18 protein-coding genes and 1 riboswitch are annotated in these 18,792 nt (G+C 54.0%); of the genes, 17 read left to right on the forward strand and 1 reads right to left on the reverse strand.

Going from position 1 to position 18,792, the window contains the following annotated elements:
- Nucleotides 1-652 precede the first annotated feature (652 nt).
- Nucleotides 653-1,204, reverse strand: a complete 552-nt coding sequence (locus tag XYCOK13_RS04290; protein WP_213410655.1) for a hypothetical protein — start codon at nt 1,202-1,204, stop codon at nt 653-655.
- Nucleotides 1,205-1,812: 608 nt separating this feature from the next.
- Between XYCOK13_RS04290 and XYCOK13_RS04295 the strand changes: the two genes are divergently transcribed.
- The 17 genes from XYCOK13_RS04295 (at nt 1,813) to XYCOK13_RS04375 (ending at nt 18,767) form a co-directional block, all read left to right on the forward strand.
- Nucleotides 1,813-2,487 carry a hypothetical protein gene (locus tag XYCOK13_RS04295; RefSeq protein ID WP_213410656.1) on the forward strand — a complete coding sequence of 225 codons (675 nt, stop codon included), beginning with the start codon at nt 1,813-1,815 and terminating at the stop codon, nt 2,485-2,487.
- Between the two features lie 718 nt (nt 2,488-3,205).
- Nucleotides 3,206-3,637 (forward strand): hypothetical protein, encoded by a 432-nt coding sequence (locus tag XYCOK13_RS04300; RefSeq protein WP_244864990.1) that lies wholly within the window; start codon nt 3,206-3,208, stop codon nt 3,635-3,637.
- Between the two features lie 370 nt (nt 3,638-4,007).
- Nucleotides 4,008-4,099, forward strand: a riboswitch (cyclic di-GMP riboswitch).
- A 147-nt stretch (nt 4,100-4,246) separates the two neighbouring features.
- Nucleotides 4,247-5,290 (forward strand): anthranilate phosphoribosyltransferase, encoded by a 1,044-nt coding sequence (gene trpD / locus XYCOK13_RS04305; RefSeq protein WP_213410657.1) that lies wholly within the window; start codon nt 4,247-4,249, stop codon nt 5,288-5,290.
- On the forward strand, nt 5,274-6,074 hold the full coding sequence (gene trpC, locus XYCOK13_RS04310) for an indole-3-glycerol phosphate synthase TrpC (protein ID WP_213410658.1): 801 nt from the start codon (nt 5,274-5,276) through the stop codon (nt 6,072-6,074). Before trpD ends, trpC begins: the two co-directional genes overlap by 17 nt.
- A 16-nt stretch (nt 6,075-6,090) precedes the next feature.
- On the forward strand, nt 6,091-7,287 hold the full coding sequence (trpB, locus tag XYCOK13_RS04315; RefSeq protein WP_213410659.1) for a tryptophan synthase subunit beta: 1,197 nt from the start codon (nt 6,091-6,093) through the stop codon (nt 7,285-7,287).
- On the forward strand, nt 7,284-8,093 hold the full coding sequence (gene trpA / locus XYCOK13_RS04320) for a tryptophan synthase subunit alpha (RefSeq protein WP_213410660.1): 810 nt from the start codon (nt 7,284-7,286) through the stop codon (nt 8,091-8,093). Before trpB ends, trpA begins: the two co-directional genes overlap by 4 nt.
- Nucleotides 8,094-8,120: 27 nt before the next feature.
- Nucleotides 8,121-8,768 carry a phosphoribosylanthranilate isomerase gene (locus tag XYCOK13_RS04325; RefSeq protein ID WP_213410661.1) on the forward strand — a complete coding sequence of 216 codons (648 nt, stop codon included), beginning with the start codon at nt 8,121-8,123 and terminating at the stop codon, nt 8,766-8,768.
- Nucleotides 8,769-8,770: 2 nt separating this feature from the next.
- Nucleotides 8,771-9,802, forward strand: a complete 1,032-nt coding sequence (locus XYCOK13_RS04330) for a Gfo/Idh/MocA family protein (protein ID WP_213410662.1) — start codon at nt 8,771-8,773, stop codon at nt 9,800-9,802.
- A complete protein-coding gene (locus XYCOK13_RS04335) occupies nt 9,799-10,932 on the forward strand; it encodes a DegT/DnrJ/EryC1/StrS family aminotransferase (protein WP_213410663.1) in 1,134 nt (377 codons plus the stop codon). The genes XYCOK13_RS04330 and XYCOK13_RS04335 overlap by 4 nt, the downstream gene beginning before the upstream one ends.
- A complete protein-coding gene (locus XYCOK13_RS04340) occupies nt 10,929-12,056 on the forward strand; it encodes a DegT/DnrJ/EryC1/StrS family aminotransferase (RefSeq protein WP_213410664.1) in 1,128 nt (375 codons plus the stop codon). The genes XYCOK13_RS04335 and XYCOK13_RS04340 overlap by 4 nt, the downstream gene beginning before the upstream one ends.
- Nucleotides 12,049-12,930 (forward strand): sugar phosphate isomerase/epimerase family protein, encoded by an 882-nt coding sequence (locus XYCOK13_RS04345; protein ID WP_213410665.1) that lies wholly within the window; start codon nt 12,049-12,051, stop codon nt 12,928-12,930. The genes XYCOK13_RS04340 and XYCOK13_RS04345 overlap by 8 nt, the downstream gene beginning before the upstream one ends.
- Complete coding sequence (locus tag XYCOK13_RS04350; protein ID WP_213410666.1) at nt 12,923-14,236, forward strand: M20/M25/M40 family metallo-hydrolase; 1,314 nt, start codon at nt 12,923-12,925, stop codon at nt 14,234-14,236. Before XYCOK13_RS04345 ends, XYCOK13_RS04350 begins: the two co-directional genes overlap by 8 nt.
- Nucleotides 14,233-15,354, forward strand: a complete 1,122-nt coding sequence (locus XYCOK13_RS04355) for an Ldh family oxidoreductase (RefSeq protein ID WP_213410667.1) — start codon at nt 14,233-14,235, stop codon at nt 15,352-15,354. The genes XYCOK13_RS04350 and XYCOK13_RS04355 overlap by 4 nt, the downstream gene beginning before the upstream one ends.
- Nucleotides 15,351-16,271, forward strand: coding sequence for a Gfo/Idh/MocA family protein (locus XYCOK13_RS04360; protein ID WP_213410668.1), 921 nt, complete (start codon nt 15,351-15,353; stop codon nt 16,269-16,271). The genes XYCOK13_RS04355 and XYCOK13_RS04360 overlap by 4 nt, the downstream gene beginning before the upstream one ends.
- A complete protein-coding gene (locus tag XYCOK13_RS04365) occupies nt 16,268-16,672 on the forward strand; it encodes a DUF6917 domain-containing protein (protein ID WP_213410669.1) in 405 nt (134 codons plus the stop codon). Before XYCOK13_RS04360 ends, XYCOK13_RS04365 begins: the two co-directional genes overlap by 4 nt.
- Before the next feature lie 57 nt (nt 16,673-16,729).
- Nucleotides 16,730-17,434, forward strand: a complete 705-nt coding sequence (locus XYCOK13_RS04370) for a B3/B4 domain-containing protein (RefSeq protein ID WP_213410670.1) — start codon at nt 16,730-16,732, stop codon at nt 17,432-17,434.
- Nucleotides 17,421-18,767, forward strand: coding sequence for a nucleotide sugar dehydrogenase (locus tag XYCOK13_RS04375; protein ID WP_213410671.1), 1,347 nt, complete (start codon nt 17,421-17,423; stop codon nt 18,765-18,767). The genes XYCOK13_RS04370 and XYCOK13_RS04375 overlap by 14 nt, the downstream gene beginning before the upstream one ends.
- Nucleotides 18,768-18,792: the final 25 nt, after the last annotated feature.

Genomic DNA, 18,792 nt, shown 5'->3' on the forward strand with positions numbered 1-18,792 from the left:
GATCAATGTTAGTGAGCGGATTATTATGCACATACGTATACAGATTCAAAGATAGTGGGTTTTCAAGCTCCCCCTCGTAGCTATCTTCATCTATAAAGCTGCTATAAAATTCGAGGAAGCATAGAATTGATGCCTAAAAATAATGGCCGGAAATTTCCTTACCGTTATCAGAAGGAATTTCCGGATCTAGTTTCGTTAGCAAGCTTCCGGAAGATTTGATGGAAATAGAAGAGGGAAATTTTCCCAATGAGTTGATTTTGTTTCCCCTACGATTTAAACTCCGCAGTAGAGCGCCTCAAAAGGATGATGGGATTTTAAGGGCTATGACCTGTTGCGTATTCCCATCGTACCGGGGCGCTCGTTTTATTGCGAAGGCTTAATTCAACGATTTACAGGAATGCTATCATAGATTATGAAGGTATTAAAGTTTTCTATTTCCACATCTTGAGTCATTTGCGGCACTTAAACGATGCCGATAAATAACTAGGTTAAAGTTCCATATCCCGTAGGATATCGTTTAGAATCACTTAAGCTTTTAGACTGTGACTATCAAAATATAGGTATACTATATTAACCAGTCGATTGGGCACAGGATATGTTTTTGAATGAAGTGAAAATGCTTGCAGTAGCGTGGTCATGAAGTCTGGTAATATCAGGGGTAGATTTGATTGTTTTGTTTATCATAAACTTGCACTTTATAATCGTTATCATTAGATTTTTCAGTAAAATATACATACCACAAAAACTTGTTTCTGGTTTCATCGGGATATTGTAACTGCTGATCCAGATCTATAAGGGTTGCGCGGTATTTTTCGTTAATCACTAGTTTTCCAAGGTTATCAATTGAAGTCAATCCAAAATAGAATTTTTTTTGGGCATATCTACTTCCAACACTAGCTTTGGTCAAAGTGTACCTTTTATTCACTTCCAAACCAGTTCCCGTTTGTGCTCCACGGACCTTCCAACCGAACATATTTTTTTTGAGGAAAGTACCCACAACTTGATTGTCAAGGTCTAAGTAAAATAAATACGCCTCATTTGCTTTTATATCCCCCCCAATAAACTCCTTTAATTGTGATCCCGCCTTGTTATTTAAGGCGTCTGTAACACTCCTAGAATAGTGCCTTATTTCATAAAAGTAAAGTGCAGCCAATAAGGATAGTATAATTAAAAAGGGTAGGATTCTAGTTGATTTATATCTCATTTTAACCTCCCAACGATAATGAAGTATTGATTATACAGAACCATAAAACAAGGCTTAAATGACCATAGTTGAATGAAACTTATTCCTTAATACATGAATATTCCTAACACACTCAAAATAATACAATCAAACTCTGTCGTGTAAGTTTATTTTCGATAACTTCGAAGGTCTTAGTAACTATTCTCTTTATATTATACGCAACGTATTCAATTTTGCTTGACCCTTTTCATTATGTCACTGAACATATTACATATACAGTACTCGAATAACAAGCACTTTAAATTCTTCCCCAAACTAAACAAATTTAATCCAATACTGATAATTTAGAATCACCAACCACATTCTTAAATGGATTTCAATTTATAAATCCTATTATAAATCTAAAAAGAAGATTGAATCAATAATAGAAAAAAAATATGTTTATGACAGAATACGACAGTATGTCAATTCTCGTAGTGATATCCTAACTAGAAGATAAACAAAAGGAAAATAAGTAATGTAATCTATATTTCAAAATTTTCACTCTTTGGCTTGAAATGCTATTTTTGGTATGTTATAAATAAATTGTATGCGCATACTGAATCCATTGATTTACGGAGGGAACTAATATGGTCGCTAGAAAAAGTTTTTTAAGTGTCGTGTTGGTCTTAGCACTCTTTCTTCATCAAATAAGTATGGTATCCGCAGCAAATGTGAACGATGACTTTAAGTTCGATGTAGTTAATGAAACTGTCCAGGTTATTGAGAATGGCGAAGATGTGTTGACTATAAAAACCCAATATTATGGAGATGGCATTGAGGTCGAAGAGTTGATACGATACATGGAGCAACAAGGCAGAACTTACACTAGAGTTCAGGATGAGGGGGGATCTTCTGCATTCTCGGCAATGGCTAGTTGTAATAATTTCTCTGCCGATTTCAATTCTATACACAGAAATGAAGTTATGATAACTACTATTGGTTCTGGAACAATGTGTGTTTCACCCTTATCTTTTAGTGTTACCGCTGAAAGTGGTTCTGTAATTGGTCCTATGCCAGGTGTATCGGGGATTACAGATGCGAAGGTGAAAAATAGATTAAGAGTTAATGTGATTGGTATTGTCTATGGCGGCTCACTTTTTACGGCAACTTACGATTATAGTGGCCCTTTAGTCGAAACCATATCTGTTACGGAATTTGATGAGAGTGGAACAGCGAATGTTTGGGCTTCAAGCCAGGAACTTGGTGCTGATTACGAATACAAAAGAAATGGTGTAAGTTATTCTGGTACTCATTGGCAGTAATTCTCTTGAATGTAATTACGGTTCTGGCATGAATCTGATCTGCACTCTCTGACTCCCTGTGTTCCCCAGACTACCAGAACGTCAATGCATCACTCCACAGCATCCTTACCTGCACAATTAATGTATTTAAAACATCGTAGCAGCTTTTATAACACCCAATAGGAGCCGGGAAATCCATTGCATAAGGATTCCCGGCCCTTTTATACGCTGCGTGCACAGGGGCACACATCTTCTAGCCGTTGAAAGTCCTATAGCGATAGGAGCTAATTTCCCCATTTAGCTTGGATACTTGCGCATGGCGGAATCTGTACATAAAAGTGTATCGACGAAAGTACCTGTCATAAATATGGCGAGCCGTCCCAGGCCATACCATGAAGTGAACCTGCCGCGTCAATCAAAAAGTCCTCGCAAGAGGAAAAAGTGGAAGTCAACTTCGCGCGTGTTGGAGAGCGAGCTGAGCCCTTAGGCGAATAAGGGGACCGAGTATTGTCTGCTGATCATAATTCTAATATTGATCATTCAATTATTCTCTAAGATTACTTTGGTACGCCGCATACGGTTGTCTACTCCCTGACCTTAAACCCTGCCATCATGCTGACAGTGAAGAATGAGCCCATGCATCGAATTGGCAAGCTCCTTCAACCGAATGGCGCAGTAATTAGCTGGTGTGGATAGGTCAAAAAAAATCTTATTGTGATAAATTTTTTTCGGAGGGTATATGAAGAAATCAACTTATTCTTGCTTTGCACTTCTTTTACTATTCATTTTGTCCGCATGTTCGACTAGTCAAACAACCGAGACCTATCATGATGCGGAACATATGCCCCGTGCTTCGATTACTAATGTTTTTCTAGATTTACAAGAGAAATCAGGATGGTGGGTAGTGCCGGAAGAGGCTACATCCTTAACCATTCATGTTGAAGCCAAAAACACAGATACAGTTCTTTTTTGGCTAGTACCGACCGGGACAGAAGCTTGGGGCGAAAGGACACTCATGGGTTATGACCAAGATGCTAGTGATGGATGGTCCTTGAGATGGGATTTCGGTGATCGGAAGCTTCACAATCGTATTTATGTTCAAGCTCTAGGGATCGACGGTGTGTCGATGGACAGTCAAAGCATAAATGTAACAGCAGATGTTCCAGAATAGCTTGCCATTCCGTATATAACACGTAGCTTATTGAATGCACGCAGATGCAGGATAGGCAGTTTGCTGCTTGTGCCGTCAATCGCCTTCTAGTACTAGCTTATAAAGGTAGGAAGGGGAGACGGTCCCGAGACTTTCTGCTTATTTTTCCATATTTGGCTTCAAGCTATTTACGGACGGACGTCCGTCATAGTAGTATGGATGACAACAAACTAGAGTGAATATTCAGAAAAATCAAGTTGGCGAAGCCATACCCTGCTATCGGGTGTTTAAAAAGGAATAATGGAATTCGACAAAAGCAGTCATGGTTTACGGTAGACGGCAGACAGGTCATGAAATATAATGCAAATATAGCAAAGGATAACATATGTTCTTGTTGACAAGGCAAACCTATGGAAACATAGGGACTGCAAAGCCATGGTCTAAGGCATTTTGAACAGATGCCAGTGTAGACTGGTTACCGGGAGCTGGGGAAATCCATTCCGATCGTTTCCTAAATGCTTCGGAGTGGTTTTTTATTCACTTGTAGTACATATTTTCCTAAATATACTATTAATAACCTCATAATTCTGAGTAAGCCGATAGGAATAAATGGGGAGAGGGAGGGGCCACTTGTTCAAACGAATCATGCAAAAGCTAATAGATCAGCAGACGCTGACTTTGCAAGAAGCGGTTGATTGTATGGAGAAGATACTCAATCGAACCTGGACAGACGCTCAGATCGGCGCTTTCCTGGCTGCGCTGGCGGCGAAGGGAGAGAAGCGCGAGGAGATTCTCGGGATGCTCCATGTGATGCGGGAGAACATGGTGCGTGTGTACGTATCGGAGAATGTAGTGGATATTTGTGGCACAGGCGGGGATGGCATTGGCTCCTTCAATACCTCGACCGCGGCAGCACTGGTCGCCAGCGCAGCCGGGGCCAAGGTTGCCAAATGCGGGAACCGTTCATCGAGCAGCTCTTGCGGAAGCGCGGATTTGCTGGAAGCCGCAGGCGTGCGCATCGAACTGACGCCCGATGAGGTTGGACGATGGCTGTCAGAATGCGGATTCGCCTTCTTATTCACCCCGCAGTTTCACCCGGCACTGCGCAATCTCGCTCCATTGCGGCGCGAACTGGGGATACGCACTGCATTGAATTTGTTGGGTCCGCTGGGCAATCCGGTAAGGCCCAGACGGCAATTGCTTGGCGTATCCCATCGCGAGCTTGCACCTCTCTACGCAGAGATCTTGCTCCAGTCGGGCACCGAGCATGCCATGGTTGTACACGGCTTGGACGGTATGGATGAAATCTCTCTGAGCGCGCCAACCGAAGTGTATGAGATTCGGGCCGGTGCGCTGACAACTTCGCTGATAGAACCGGAGTCGTTGGGGCTAAGCTATGCCGCCCACGACGACATTAAGGGAGGTGATGCTTCCTATAATCGCGACATGCTTGCCGCCTTGTTCGGTGGTGAGAGAGGACCTGTGCGAGACATCGTGTGTCTGAATGCAGGCGCGGCTCTCGTCATCTCGGGAATAGCTGTTGATCTGAAAGAAGGGTTGCACATCGCAGCTGACACCATTGACTCGGGTGCGGCGAAGTCCAAGTTGGCGGAACTGGTCAACCGTTCCGGTCGAACGCCGAAAGGAGAGAAGCGTGATGTTTATGCTCGATGAGATTTTATCCCATAAGGTGCAGGAGGTGAAGGAAAAGCAAAGCCTTGTCCCTTTGAAGGAAATCAAGGAAAAAATCGCGAGTGCGCGAATGCCCCGCGATTTCTACGGCGCGCTGAAGAAGCCGGGTATTTCATTGATTGCTGAGGTGAAGCGCAAGTCCCCATCCAAAGGCGAGCTGCGGACCGACTTCGATGCGTTGTCGCTGGCACGCATGTATGCGAAGTATGGAGCGAGAGCGATCTCCGTATTGGCGGACGTGAAGTATTTCGGCGGGGGGGCGCATGTTGTGGAGCGCATCGCCAATGATTCACAGGTTCAGGTGCCGGTCATGTATAAGGAGTTTATCATCGATCCTTACCAGATTTACGAGGCGCGAGCTGTCGGCGCTGATGCGGTCCTCATGATTGTGCGGGCGATCGAACCGGACAGGCTGCCGGAGATGATCGAGACGGCGCATGATTTGGGCATGCAGGCGCTCGTGGAATGCTTTACCGCCGAGGAAGCCGAGCGTGCTGTTACGGCAGGGGCGCGGATTGTCGGGATCAATAACCGTGACCTGCAGTCCTTCGAGGTGGATTTGGCGCGTTCGGAGGACATCCGTCGTGTGCTGCCGGAAGGCGTTGTGACGGTTAGCGAGAGCGGATTGACCTGCGGTGCCGATGCGCGGAAGGCGGAGGCGTTGGGATTCGATGCGATGTTGGTAGGCGAAGCGATTCTGAAGGCGCAGGATGTCCCGGCTCGCGTGCGCGAATTTGCGTATTCGTATATGGGGACCCAAGTATAGGAGGGAAGCAGCTGGAATGGAAGGATTTTATGGGAAATACGGCGGCGCTTACGTCGCTGAAACGTTGATCGGCAATTTGGAGGAGCTGGAGCGCGAGTATCTGAAGGTGAAGGATGATCCGGATTTCAGGGCGGAGCTGGCCAAGCTGCTGAAGGATTTCGTCGGACGCCCGACCCCGCTCACACCGCTCCATGCGATAAGCGCAGAGATCGGACGGCCGAAAATATATCTGAAGCGCGAGGATTTGACGCATACAGGGGCGCACAAGATCAACAATGCGCTGGCGCAAGCGCTGCTGGCCAAGCGAATGGGCAAGCAGCGGGTCGTGGCGGAAACAGGGGCGGGCCAGCATGGGGTGGCAGTGGCGACCGCTTGCAGTCTGCTAGGGCTTGATTGCGTGATTTATATGGGAGCGGTCGATGCGGAGAGGCAAGCGCCCAACGTACAGCGCATGAAGCTGCACGGCGCCGAGCTGCATCTCGTCCATACCGGGCAGAAGACGCTGAAGGACGCGATCAGCGAAGCGATTCGCGATTGGATCACGAACGTGAATGACACGCATTATTTGCTTGGTTCGGCGGTCGGCCCCCATCCGTTCCCGAACATCGTGCATGATTTCCAGTCGGTGATCGGCTTGGAGACCAGAGAGCAAATTCTCGAGCAGGAGGGGCGCCTGCCTGACTGCATCGTCGCTTGCGTAGGAGGAGGAAGCAATGCAATCGGGATGTTCAGTCCCTTCCTGGAGGACGAGGAAGTCAGGTTGATTGGCGTGCAGGCAGCCGGGAAAGGCTTCGATACAGATAAGTATGCCGGACCGTTGATCAAGGGACGGCCGGGCATCTTCCAGGGCGCACACACTTATATTCTGCAAAACAGCGATGGGCAAATCGGCAAATCCCATTCGATTGCGCCTGGCCTGGATTACCCTGGCGTGGGGCCGCAGCACAGTTATCTGAAGGATATCGGACGCGTCGAATATACGTTTATTCAAGATCACGAAGCGCTGCATGCATTCGAGTATCTTTGTCACAAGGAAGGAATCCTGCCCGCTCTGGAATCCTCCCATGCCGTTGCCTATGCGTTGCAGGTTGCTGCAACGATGGACGAGGGACAAATTCTGGTCGTCAACTTGTCCGGGCGGGGAGACAAGGATTTGAGCCAAGCGATAGAGGCGCTGGCTCGACTGAAGGAGAAGGAGGCATCCGTTTCATGAATCGTATTCAACGCACCTTTGCCCGCTTGCGGGAGCAGGGGGAAAGCGCCCTCATTCCCTACATTCCGGTAGGCTTTCCTGCTGCAGAAACGTCCGAGAGCCTGATCCGCACCCTATGCGAGTCGGGCGCAGACTTGGTGGAGCTGGGCGTACCGTTCGGCGATCCGCTTGCCGATGGCCGCGTCATTCAGGATGCAAGCACACAGGCTTTGGCCAACGGAACGACGCTTCGCGCCTGCATCGAGATGGTGGCCAGGCTCCGTCCGTCGTATCCCGAGCTGCCTTTCATCCTGATGGGCTATTGCAATTCCTTTCTGGCCTATGGTTTGGAGCGGTTCGCTGCGGATGCGGTTGAAGCCGGTGTGGATGGGTTGATTATCCCGGACCTGCCGTCCACGATGGCGGACCCTTGGGTAGAGATCTTCCGTCCGCATGCGCTTGATCTGATCTTCTTCCTCGCACCGACGACCAGTGAGCAGCGGGCCGCCGCTACGATGAGCAAAGGCTCGGGCTTTCTGTATTGCATTTCGGTGAACGGGGTTACAGGGGAACGGGAGAAGCTGCCGCAGGAGCTGCCCGCATTCTTGAAGCAGGCACGCGCGGCGACCGATCTGCCGCTCTGTGTAGGCTTCGGCATTTCCTCAGAAGAGCATGTAAGGGAGATTAGCCGTCATGCAGATGGCGCTATCGTCGGCAGTGCGCTGATTCGCGTCATTCAACAGGCGGCGCCGGACCAGCTGGAGGGCGAAGTACGGTCATATATGCAGAGGCTGAAGAACGCGACCAAGCCGATCACTCAACGTTAAGAAGTAGACGATGCGAGGAGGGAACTAATGATTCGAGTCAAGATCTGCGGGCTGACCGATTGGACAATGACGCGGGCCGCTGTCGATGCAGGGGCGGATGCGGTCGGGTTTGTGTTCGCGGAAGGACGGCGTCAAGTTTCGCCGGAACAGGTGCGAACTATTGTCGAGCAACTGCCCCCTTACGTGACGACGGTAGGCGTATTCGTCAATGAAGGGCTGGCGCGCCTGAACGAGATTGCCGCGTATTGCCGCCTGGATTTGCTGCAATTGCACGGAACCGAGTCTCCGGACTATTGTGCGCAAGCCGCTCGTCCGGTCATCAAGACGATTGCGGTGCGCGGCCCCCAAGATGTGGAGGCGATTGACACTTATCTGTCTTGCACCCGGGGGATTCTGCTGGATGCCTACGTGGAAGGGGCTTCTGGTGGGACGGGCCGGACGTTCTCCTGGGAGTACGCCGTTCATGCAGCCAAGCGGGCCCCGATTATCCTCGCTGGCGGCCTGCATCCGGGCAATGTCGAGGAGGCCATTCGTCAGATTCGGCCATATGCAGTCGATGTCAGCAGCGGCGTGGAGACGGCAGGCGTGAAGGACCCGCAGCGGATTCAGGCATTCATCGAACGCGTTCGTCTGTGCGCTGCTGCCGAATATGCACCGCAACAGAGGGGTGGCTGACTATGCAAAAAACGCTGATCATCGGATTTGGCAGAGCAGGCCGCGGTTTGCATTGGCATTGCTTGCGCCGAGCTTATGCGGACGATGTGACGGGGCAGCTGTTCAACCAGACCGTGGGGGTGGTCGATCCGAAGGCCGATTCGCGCGACAGGGAAGAACCGAATCTGGTGTTTTTCTCCAGCCTGAACGAGGTCGCCGGGTTTGATCCGGACCACACGGTGGTGCACATCTGTACCCCTCCCGAACTGCATGAGGCTATGCTGAGCGAGGCGGCGGAGCATGGGTATACCCGCATCATCATGGAGAAGCCGCTGACCACGACCATGACGCAGCTGGACAGAATCAGGCTCATACAGGAGCGGTACGCCATCGATTTGCTTGTCGTGGCCAACTGGCTGTCGAGCACGTTGACGGAGCGGCTGCACGCCTTGATTCAATCCGGCGTATACGGACCGCTGCGTCATATCAAGGCGGAACAGGACAAACCGAGACTATCGCGGACCATTGCCAACCCGAGCCATGAGAATGCCTTTGATGTGGAGATTCCCCATCTTGCCGCACTCGCGCTGTTCCTGGGGGGGACGGAGATCGAGGTCGTTTCGGCGGAATCGGCCGACATGCGCATTGACGGGCGCATCTTCCCGCATATGGGACGGGCCCGCATGTCCATGCTGCACCACAGACGGCTGACCTCGGAGCTGCATTCCAATCTGGAGGCGCCGATTCGCAAGCGCCGGATCGAACTGTACTTCGACAGGCACCGGGTCATTGGCTATTATCCCAGCAGCCAGGACGACAGTTTTTCCTGGATGAAGACTTACGGTGCGGACGGAAGGCTGCTAGAGGAGAAGGTGATGTATGACGACACGTTGAGTGCGGTGTTCATGCAGTATTACAACTATTATGACGGACGCAGCAGCAAGCCCGTCAGCGACTTGGCCTTCAATGCGCGTGTGGTCAGTGCGATCTGCCAAGCCAAGTCACTATGCGGGTTAATGCTGGAGGAAGATTCCATACGGGAGGTGATGACATGAAGGTGCCCTTTTATACCGGCGCTGTGTCATTCAAGAGGCAGTGGCCGCTGATTGCGGCCAAGTTGGATCAAATTTTGGATCAGGGCTTGTTCACGAACGGCCCGGTTGTCAAAGAGCTGGAGAGAGCGATGGAGACCTTCACCGGAGCGAAGCACGCCATTGCCGTCGGCAATGCAACGGAGGCGCTGGTCATTATGCTCAAGGCCGCGGGCATTGGTCCCGGCGATGAAGTGATCGTGCCGAGCTTCACGTTCTTCGCCTCGGCTTCAAGCATTGTTCATGCCGGCGCGGTTCCCGTGTTCTGCGACATCGACCCAGTGACGTATATGCTGAAGCCGGATGAGCTGGAGGATAAGGTTACCGCACGCACCAAGGCGATCATGCCGGTGCACCTGTTCACCCAGATGGCAGATATGAAGGCGATCTGCGAGATTGCTGAGAAGCACGGTCTCCTGGTGCTGGAAGACAGCGCGGAGGCGATTTCCATGTTCCATGAAGGCAAGCATGCGGGAATAGTCGGCCAGGCAGGCGTGATCTCCTTCTTCCCGACGAAGACGTTGGGCGCAATCGGAGACGCCGGTCTCATCCTGACGAATCGGGACGATCTGGCTGCCCGCGCGCGCCTGCTGCGCTTGCATGGGCAGGAAGAGGATGAGCCGTACGTGCATCATCTGGTCGGGACCAACAGCCGCATGGATGATATTCAGGCTGCCGTGCTGCTGGCGCGTCTGCAGTATCTGCCAAGCGAAATTGCCAAGCGCTCGCATTGGGCCACCCTGTATGATCGGCTGCTGGCCGATCTGCCGCAGGTTCAGACGCCGCACATTCGCGTCCGCGAGGAAGCGGCCAACCCGGTCTATTATGTGTATCTGATCGAGGCGGAACAGCGCGACGAGCTGGTGGAATACTTGTCGGAGCAGGGCATCGGCACGGAAACGTATTATCCGATTCCCTTGCACTTGCAGCCTTGCTTCTCCCATCTGGGCTATGAGCCCGGCAGCATGCCGCATGCGGAGCACGCCTGCTCGCGCACAGTCGGACTGCCGATGTACCCGGACTTGCAGGAAGCGGACGTGCGCGCTGTATGCGAAGCGATTCGCAAGTTCTACGAAAGCGGGGGTGAAGGATGAAGGTTCCATTTTTCAACTATGCAGCCCGGTATAAGGAAGATCGGGAGAAGATCAAGGAGATCGTCTATCAGGTCGGGACATCCGATCAGTTCATCTTGAAGGAGCATGCGGCGGAATTGGAAGACAACATTCGAGCTTATACGGGGGCCAAGCATGCGATCGCGACGGCCAATGGAACGGCAGCCTTGACCCTCATCCTGCGCGCGATGGGCGTAGGTCCCGGCGTTGACGTGCTCACCCCGGCGTTCTCCTTCATTTCGACGGCGAGCACGATTGCCTTGCTCGGGGCGCGTCCCGTCTTCGTCGATGTCGATCCGCTGACGGGGATGATGGACCCGGCGGATCTGGAAGCGCGCGTGACCCCCAAGAGCAAGGTGGTCATCCCGACACATCTCTTCTCCGTTATGGCGGATATGGCTGCAATTAACGAGGTGGCCAAGCGCAACGGTCTGCTAGTGCTGGAGGACAGCGCGGTCATGCTGGGCGCGCGAATGCAAGGCAAGCCGGCTGGCATGCATGGCGATGCGGGGCTCTATTCGTTCTTCCCGGCGAAGCCGCTTGGCGGCATCGGAGACGGCGCCGTGATCGTCACCGACGATGACGAGCTGGGGCGTCTATGCCGGATGCTCCGCAACCACGGACAGGACGGAATTACCCGCTTCCTGCACCATTACACCGGCTACAATCACCGCATGGATGAAACGGTGGCCGCGTATTTGGTACACAAGCTGAAGCGGTTCGACAGCCTGCTGGAACGCCGCCGCCAAATCGGCATGCGGTATGATGAAGCCTTCGCTCCGCTGGCCCCGCATGTTCAAGTCGTGAAAGATGCGGCCTATGAGCGCGTCTACTATACGTATGTATTGCAGGCGGAATACCGGGATCAATTGCGGGAGTACCTGGCCGCGCGGGAGATTGAAACACAGGTGTATTACCCGAGGGCGCTTCCTCTCCAGTCGGCCTTCGCTTATTTGGGCCACAAGCCGGGGGATTTCCCGCATGCGGAGGCCATTCCCGGGAAGGCGCTGGCGTTGCCGTTGTACGCCGAGATGCCGGATGCGCATGTGGAGCATGTGATTGAGACAGTGCTGAAGTTCGAGGAAGCGGTGAAGCTCCATGCTTGAACCGCAGCACATGGTAATGTCCGGCCTCAGCGATGAAGCCGGACCGACGATTACACAGCAGATCGAGGCCCATCAGGCGTTGGGCTGGCAGGAGATGGAGCTGCGCTCGGTGGAAGGGCAGGCGCTGGCGGATTGGGAAGAGCCCCTGTTTCAGCAGGTACGCAGCCAGTTGGACTCCGCCGGGATGCGCGTGACCGCTGTCGCCTCCCGGATCGCCAATTGGGAGCGTCCGATTACAGCGCCGTTCAAGCAGGACATGGAGGAGCTGAAGCGCGTAGCCGACCGCATGCTGGAGCTTGGCGCACGATATGTGAGGATTATGTCCTACCCGAACGACGGCTTGCCGGAACTGGAATGGCGCGACCGGGCTGTGGAGCGTCTTCATCACTTGACGGAACTGGCGCACGCGGCGGGGATCGTATTGCTGCATGAGAACTGCTCCGGCTGGGGCGGGGTCTCTCCGGATCATACGCTCTACTTGCTGCGAGAGTTGAACACCCCCGCCTTTCGGCTGCTGTTCGATACGGGCAATGGCATCGCCTACAAGTATGACGCCCTGGCGTTCCTGCAGCAGGTATGGCCTTACGTGGAGCATGTGCATATCAAGGATGGGCGGCTGCTCGACGGGGAAGCGGTCTATACGCTGCCCGGAGAAGGACACGCTAGTGTTCGGGCGTGTGTGCAATGGCTGATCGAGCACGATTACCGGGGCATATGGGCTATCGAGCCGCATCTCCACTTGATTCCGCATCTGCATAAGTCCGGCGATGGGCAGGCCATGGGGCAGGCTTATGTGACCTACGGACGCTGTCTCGAGCAATTGCTGGAGGATGTACGGTGCTCCCTGAAGGAAGGGGGGGCGCAAGTTGGCTGAACAGCTGTTTACGGATGAGCATGCCGAGCTATTGCTTGCCTTGCTTCGTCTAAACACGATTTCACCTATGGAAACGGGGCGCCCCTCCGAGATTGCCCGGGCACAAGAAATGTATGCCGCATATGCGCTCGATAGGGAACGATGCGTGATCGCTGAACATGCCTCTCCTGATCCGCATGATGTCCGCTCGCCCGACGTTCCGTTGTCCGTTCGGGAATGTGCGGAACGGCTGGAGGAAGCCTTCTGGGAGAGCCAGCCTAATATGGTGCTGCGCTTTGGCCGGCAGCGTCCGCTGGAAGAGACGGTCATGTTCAATTTCCATATGGATACCGTCGATGGCGTCTTCCCCGCAAGCTTCGACGGGGAACGCTTCGTCGGCCGCGGGGCTGTGGATATGAAGGGGCCCGGGGTCGCCGTATTGGCAGGCATACAAGCGGCCTTGAAGGAACAGCCGGATCTGCTGGACAGGCTCTCGATCTTGATCCAGTGCGTATCCGGGGAAGAAGGAGGGGCAATGGGGGTCTACGGCACGAAATTGCTGGCGGAGCGCGGTTGGCTGGGGCGCTTGAATGTATTCGCCGAGCCTTCCAACGGCCTGTACTTCGACCGTTCCACTACCTCGATGACGGCCCGGATTGAAGTTAGCGGCCAGGATGCTACCGATGATGCGCCGCATCAAGGCCACAACAGCAGCCTGCTCCTCGGCTATTTGGCCCAGCAGCTGGCGAGAGACTGGCCGGAACGCTTCACGGCGGAAGGAAGCAAGATCTGTCTGGCGGGGCTCCATACAGGCCGCATGCACAACAAAGTGTATGGGAGCGGCCAATTGCTGTTCAACTTCGCCTACGCTTCGGAAGAGAGCGGACGGAATATCCGTCGTTGGCTGGACGAAGCATTCGCAGCGGCGCTTCGCGGCTTCGCGGCAGCATTCGCATCCGTTCCGGCCGCGGCGCTTACCGCACGGGAAGCCGGACAGATCTGTCGGCTCGTCTGGGTGAAGCAAGGACTCCCCGTGCTCGCGAACCGAGATGCAGACATGGAGGCGTTCCTGAGCCGCATCGGTCTGAAGCGTTGCCCGGACGAGCTTCAAGCCGAGACCTTCACCTGTGATGCGATGTGGGCGCAACGTCCCGATGTCTATACGATCGTATACGGACCGGGAAGCCTTGCCGGCAACCGTGCCCATGCAGACGGCGAGTTTATAACCAGGTCCGAGCTGGAAACGTACGCCCGCTCCATTCGCGATCTGCTGATTGCGCTGGGGAAGGAGCAGTCCAACAAACAAGAAGAGGTGATGAAGGCATGAGGGAGCATCCATCTGTACGCGTGCAGCGTGCAGACTTGCGCCGATTTGTCCAAGCAGTCTTCCAGTCTTGCGGTGTACCGGAGCCGCAGAGCCGCACTGCTGCGGAAGTGCTGTGCTACGCCGATGAAAACGGGTTCGATACGCACGGCGTCGCTAATTTGGAGCGGATCTATGTAGCGCGCCTGCAGGATGGCCGGGTTGATCCGCTGGCGGCTCCGGCCATCGTTGCGGAGACCCCGGCCACGGCCGTACTCGATGCGAACGACGGCTTGGGCCTGGTTGCGGGTGCGAGAGCTATGGAGCTTGCCATGGAGAAGGCGCGGCAGACGGGGATCGGCTGTGTGGTCGTCAGACGCAGCTCGCACTTCGGCAGCGCCGGGTACTATACCCAGCAAGCGCAGGACGCGGGCATGATCGGCATGGCAATGACCAATCTCGGCTCGCAGACGATTGCCCGGCCGCTGGGAGGCAGCGTGAACATGATCGGCACCAATCCGATCGCCGTCAGTGCGCCTGCTGGACAATTGCCGCCGTTCGTCCTCGACATGAGCACGACCGTGGTGGCTACAGGCAAGATTCGCGCTGCCCAACGCCGGGGGGAAGCCATCCCGGAAGGCTGGCTGATTGACGATGAAGGCCAGCCGGTGACGGATCCCCGCGCCTATGACGAAGGAACCGGCCATCTGCAGATGCTTGGTGGAGCCTTGGAGACGGGGGGAGCGAAGGGATACGGTCTGGGCTTGATGGTCGATATTTTCTGCGGGATTTTGTCAGGCGCCAATGTCGGTCCTGATCCCATGCTGCTTCGGCCGGAGGGGCAGCAGCAGGCGAAGGAAGACCAAAATATCGGTCACTTCTTCTTAGCCCTGCATGTAGAAGCGTTCTGCCCGCAAGCTGAATTCCGGACACGCATGGACAGCATGCTTCAGACGCTGCTGAATTGCCCGGCAGCCGCACCGGCCACACAGGTCGTATACCCGGGTTATCTGGAAGCCATGGGGAGGCGGGACGGTAATCAGGTCCAACTCGATGGAGCGGTATTTGAGCAGTTGGCTTCGCTTGCCAAGCGACTGGGGCTCAACGAATTGCCAATGACAAGGGAGGTTGTGCAGTCATGACCCTTCGTGTGGGAATGATCGGGATGGGAGTTATTTCGAAATATTATGTGCATGCCATGCAGAACCGGCCGGATACGCCGGAGCTGGCCGCTGTGTGCGATTTGAACGAGGAGCGAATGAAGCCGTTCGCTGAATCGGGGACGCCTTGCTTTACAGATTATCACGAGCTGCTTCGCCAGGCCGATATCGATGCGGTGATCGTCAATGTTCCGAATGACAAGCATTACGCTATCTGCATGGATGCCTTGCTGGCAGGCAAGCATGTGTGCTGCGAGAAACCGATGACGCTGACTTTGCGGGAAGCGGGGGAACTGGTTGCCCTCTCGCGGAAGACGGGCATTACCCTATTTACCGCATTCCATCGCCGTTACAATATGCATTTCGTGCAAGCGTTGGAAGCTGTGACTTCTCATGACGAAATCGTCTCTGTTCGGGCCAGCTATCTGGAGAAGATCGAAGAGCATGCCGGGGAAGACAAGTGGTACCTGCAGCCTGAACGATGCGGTGGCGGTTGCGTTGCGGACAACGGGCCGAACGTCTTCGATACATTGGCCTACTTCCTAGGGCATCTGACCGTCCGCTCAGCCGATATTGTCCGCAACGAGCGGAACGTCGATCTCGAAGCGCGCATCCGGCTGGAATCCGATACAGGCATCCCCGCAGAGGTGCATCTCGATTGGAATTATCCCTACGGGGAGAAGAAAGACGTGCATATTGTGTTGAAGGACGGCCGTGAGATCGCGATTGACATGCTGGCCGGGTTCACGGCATTCAAGTCGTCGCTGTATCACGAATACGAGGCGATCCTTCATGATTTCGCGGCGAATATCGCAATGGGCGGCTGTCACGGCGAAGACGGCTATGACGCGGTTCGTCTCGTGCATGATACGTACAGGGCGGAAGCGGTTAGCGCATGAGTCCGGCAGTGAAACGAACCGTGGAAGCTCGCTTCGTCAAGCTGCTCTTCCACAAGCAAGAACACCGGGGGATGCGGCTGATCGAGCACGAGACGCGCTGTGTGCGCAGCGGGGAAATCCACGAGATTGTGACCACCACCCACCGGGAGGCGGGAAGCGGCGATCCAATCGATCGGGTCGGATTTCTGGGATTTGCCGAGATGTGTTGCGGCGGCATCATCGAACGGGGAGACCCGGTAGAGATCGCCGGGCAAGTGATTGGCACGGTGCTGGGCTTTGACGAATGTCATTATCCGAACCACTATAACATTCTGATCGCGGTCGAAGAGACGCTGACTGCCGATGATTTGGGCCTGACGGTAGAAGCAGGGATTCGCTTCGGGGCACAAGAATCAGGATAGGCAGCGGCGAAGAGGATGCTTGTAAGCAAGTTGAGGAAGCCAAGAAGGAGGGAAATGATGATCCAGACAATACCCATGTCCCGTGAAGCAGAACAAAAGCTGACCGGCGTGAAGGTGATGGGCGCGGTGTTGCAGCTGGAGCCGGTTCCGGACAAGCTGCGTGCGTTGTCCTTCGAAGAGGAATGGAAGAGCCTTCATGAGAGGTGGCGCGGCAAGAGCAAAGGAGAAGTCGCCGAGGATGCGCACATCGCAGCGTATCGGCAGTTCTATCGACAGATCGGATTCAACCCCAATCAAACGCCGCCATCTGTGCAAAATTTGATCCAACGCTTCCTGATCAAGGAAGCGTTGACGCGAATTCCAACGGTTCACCCGATTGTGGATGCGGTCAACGTGGCGGCAGTGAAAGGCCGGATTCCCCTTGGTATCTTCGATGCGGCGTGTGTAAAGGGTCCGATTCGCCTAGCCTTCACCAGCGGCGGCGAACCGTTCCAGCCGCTCGGCAGTGGGCAGATGGAAGCGCTGGCTGAAGGCGTATTGGTGCTGGCAGACGACGAGAAGGTGTTGTCCCAATTCAGCTACCGGGACGGCGAAGCGCAGAAGATCACCGGGGAGACACGACACGTATGGCTGTTGGGCTGTCAGGTTTCAGAAGTGGAGGAAGCAGCTGTACGCGCTGCGTTGGATGAGGCGATAGCGCAGCTTAGACGCGGGTATGAGATTTTTATGGAAGAGGGGGTGGGAAATAATGGAGCTCGGTGATAAAATAAGAACAAAGCAGGCGATGGTGGGCATTGTCGGATTGGGCTACGTTGGTCTCCCGCTCGGCATCGCTTTTGCGCAAAGCGGATTCACAGTGGTGGGCATTGATCGTGATCCGGGCAAAGTCGACAAGCTGAACCGCGGGTTCTCCTACATTCAAGATGTTCCCGAAGAGGGGATTCGCGAGGTTGCGGCTGCCGGGCTATTCCAGGCTACGACAGAATTCGCAGCGATCGGCAGCCTCGATGTAATCTGCATCTGCGTGCCGACACCGCTGAACAAGAATCAGGAGCCTGACCTGTCTTACGTGAAGGCTGTCGTGATCGAGCTGCAAGCCTATTTGCGCCCGGGCACGCTTGTCGTACTGGAGAGCACGACATATCCGGGGACAACCGAGGAGCTGATTGGCGATGTGCTGGCGAAGAACGGCCTGTATGCCGGCAGCGATTATCATCTGTGTTATTCGCCGGAGCGCGTAGATCCCGGCAACAAAACATATACGATTCGAAATACGCCGAAGGTGATCGGCGGCGTGACGCCGCAATGCGTAGCGCTGGCCGATGCGCTCTATCGCTTCATTGTCGACCGTACGTTTCTGGTGTCCAGTCCGAAGGTTGCAGAAATGTCGAAGCTGCTCGAGAATACGTTTCGCAGCGTCAACATCGCTTTTGTGAATGAGATGGCGCTCCTGTGCGATGCGCTTGGCATTAATGTCTGGGAGGTCATTCAAGCGGCTTCCACCAAGCCCTTCGGTTTCATGCCCTTCTATCCCGGACCGGGACTGGGCGGTCATTGCATCCCGCTTGATCCGATGTACTTGTCCTGGAAGGCCAAGGGCGAAAATTTCTTCAGCCGCTTCATTGAGCTGTCCCAGGATCTCAATCGCAATATGCCCCGCTACATCGTGAACAAGATCGCCGAACTGCTCAATACCCATGGCAAGAGCATCAAGGGCTCGAGCATCCTGCTGCTGGGCATGGCCTACAAGCCGGATGTCAGCGATTTGCGGGAGTCCCCGAGCCTGGACGTGTATGAACTGCTGAAGGGCAAGGGGGCTCGGCTGACCGTGAACGATCCATACTGTGATGGATGGCCGGACGAGAGTGAGGAGCGCACAGAGTGGCAGAAGACGATCCATTATGCGGAATTGGGCTGTTACGATCTGATCGTGCTGCTTACGGCACATTCCGTCTATGATTTGCCGAATATCGCGGATTCTGGCGTTCTGATCCTGGATACGCGCAATGCGTTCGGAGGCTTGGACGCCCCGAACATCGCAAGGATTGGCGACGTGCTGCCAGAAGTGGTGGAACCGGCCCTCGTTGGCACATAGAGGGACAGCGGAAGAAGGGGGAGGA

The organism is Xylanibacillus composti (assembly GCF_018403685.1).
Taxonomy (GTDB): domain Bacteria; phylum Bacillota; class Bacilli; order Paenibacillales; family K13; genus Xylanibacillus; species Xylanibacillus composti.

What these genes read in the sequence shown, in the direction of transcription:
- XYCOK13_RS04370 (WP_213410670.1), top strand. Translation starts at nt 16,730, where the DNA reads ATGATCCAGACAATACCCATGTCCCGTGAAGCAGAACAAAAGCTGACC.
- XYCOK13_RS04325 (WP_213410661.1), top strand. Translation starts at nt 8,121, where the DNA reads ATGATTCGAGTCAAGATCTGCGGGCTGACCGATTGGACAATGACGCGG.
- XYCOK13_RS04290 (WP_213410655.1), bottom strand. Translation starts at nt 1,204, where the DNA reads ATGAGATATAAATCAACTAGAATCCTACCCTTTTTAATTATACTATCC.
- trpA (WP_213410660.1), top strand. Translation starts at nt 7,284, where the DNA reads ATGAATCGTATTCAACGCACCTTTGCCCGCTTGCGGGAGCAGGGGGAA.
- XYCOK13_RS04355 (WP_213410667.1), top strand. Translation starts at nt 14,233, where the DNA reads ATGAGGGAGCATCCATCTGTACGCGTGCAGCGTGCAGACTTGCGCCGA.
- XYCOK13_RS04340 (WP_213410664.1), top strand. Translation starts at nt 10,929, where the DNA reads ATGAAGGTTCCATTTTTCAACTATGCAGCCCGGTATAAGGAAGATCGG.
- XYCOK13_RS04300 (WP_244864990.1), top strand. Translation starts at nt 3,206, where the DNA reads ATGAAGAAATCAACTTATTCTTGCTTTGCACTTCTTTTACTATTCATT.
- trpC (WP_213410658.1), top strand. Translation starts at nt 5,274, where the DNA reads ATGTTTATGCTCGATGAGATTTTATCCCATAAGGTGCAGGAGGTGAAG.
- XYCOK13_RS04360 (WP_213410668.1), top strand. Translation starts at nt 15,351, where the DNA reads ATGACCCTTCGTGTGGGAATGATCGGGATGGGAGTTATTTCGAAATAT.
- XYCOK13_RS04335 (WP_213410663.1), top strand. Translation starts at nt 9,799, where the DNA reads ATGAAGGTGCCCTTTTATACCGGCGCTGTGTCATTCAAGAGGCAGTGG.
- XYCOK13_RS04345 (WP_213410665.1), top strand. Translation starts at nt 12,049, where the DNA reads ATGCTTGAACCGCAGCACATGGTAATGTCCGGCCTCAGCGATGAAGCC.
- XYCOK13_RS04295 (WP_213410656.1), top strand. Translation starts at nt 1,813, where the DNA reads ATGGTCGCTAGAAAAAGTTTTTTAAGTGTCGTGTTGGTCTTAGCACTC.
- XYCOK13_RS04330 (WP_213410662.1), top strand. Translation starts at nt 8,771, where the DNA reads ATGCAAAAAACGCTGATCATCGGATTTGGCAGAGCAGGCCGCGGTTTG.
- XYCOK13_RS04365 (WP_213410669.1), top strand. Translation starts at nt 16,268, where the DNA reads ATGAGTCCGGCAGTGAAACGAACCGTGGAAGCTCGCTTCGTCAAGCTG.
- trpB (WP_213410659.1), top strand. Translation starts at nt 6,091, where the DNA reads ATGGAAGGATTTTATGGGAAATACGGCGGCGCTTACGTCGCTGAAACG.
- XYCOK13_RS04375 (WP_213410671.1), top strand. Translation starts at nt 17,421, where the DNA reads ATGGAGCTCGGTGATAAAATAAGAACAAAGCAGGCGATGGTGGGCATT.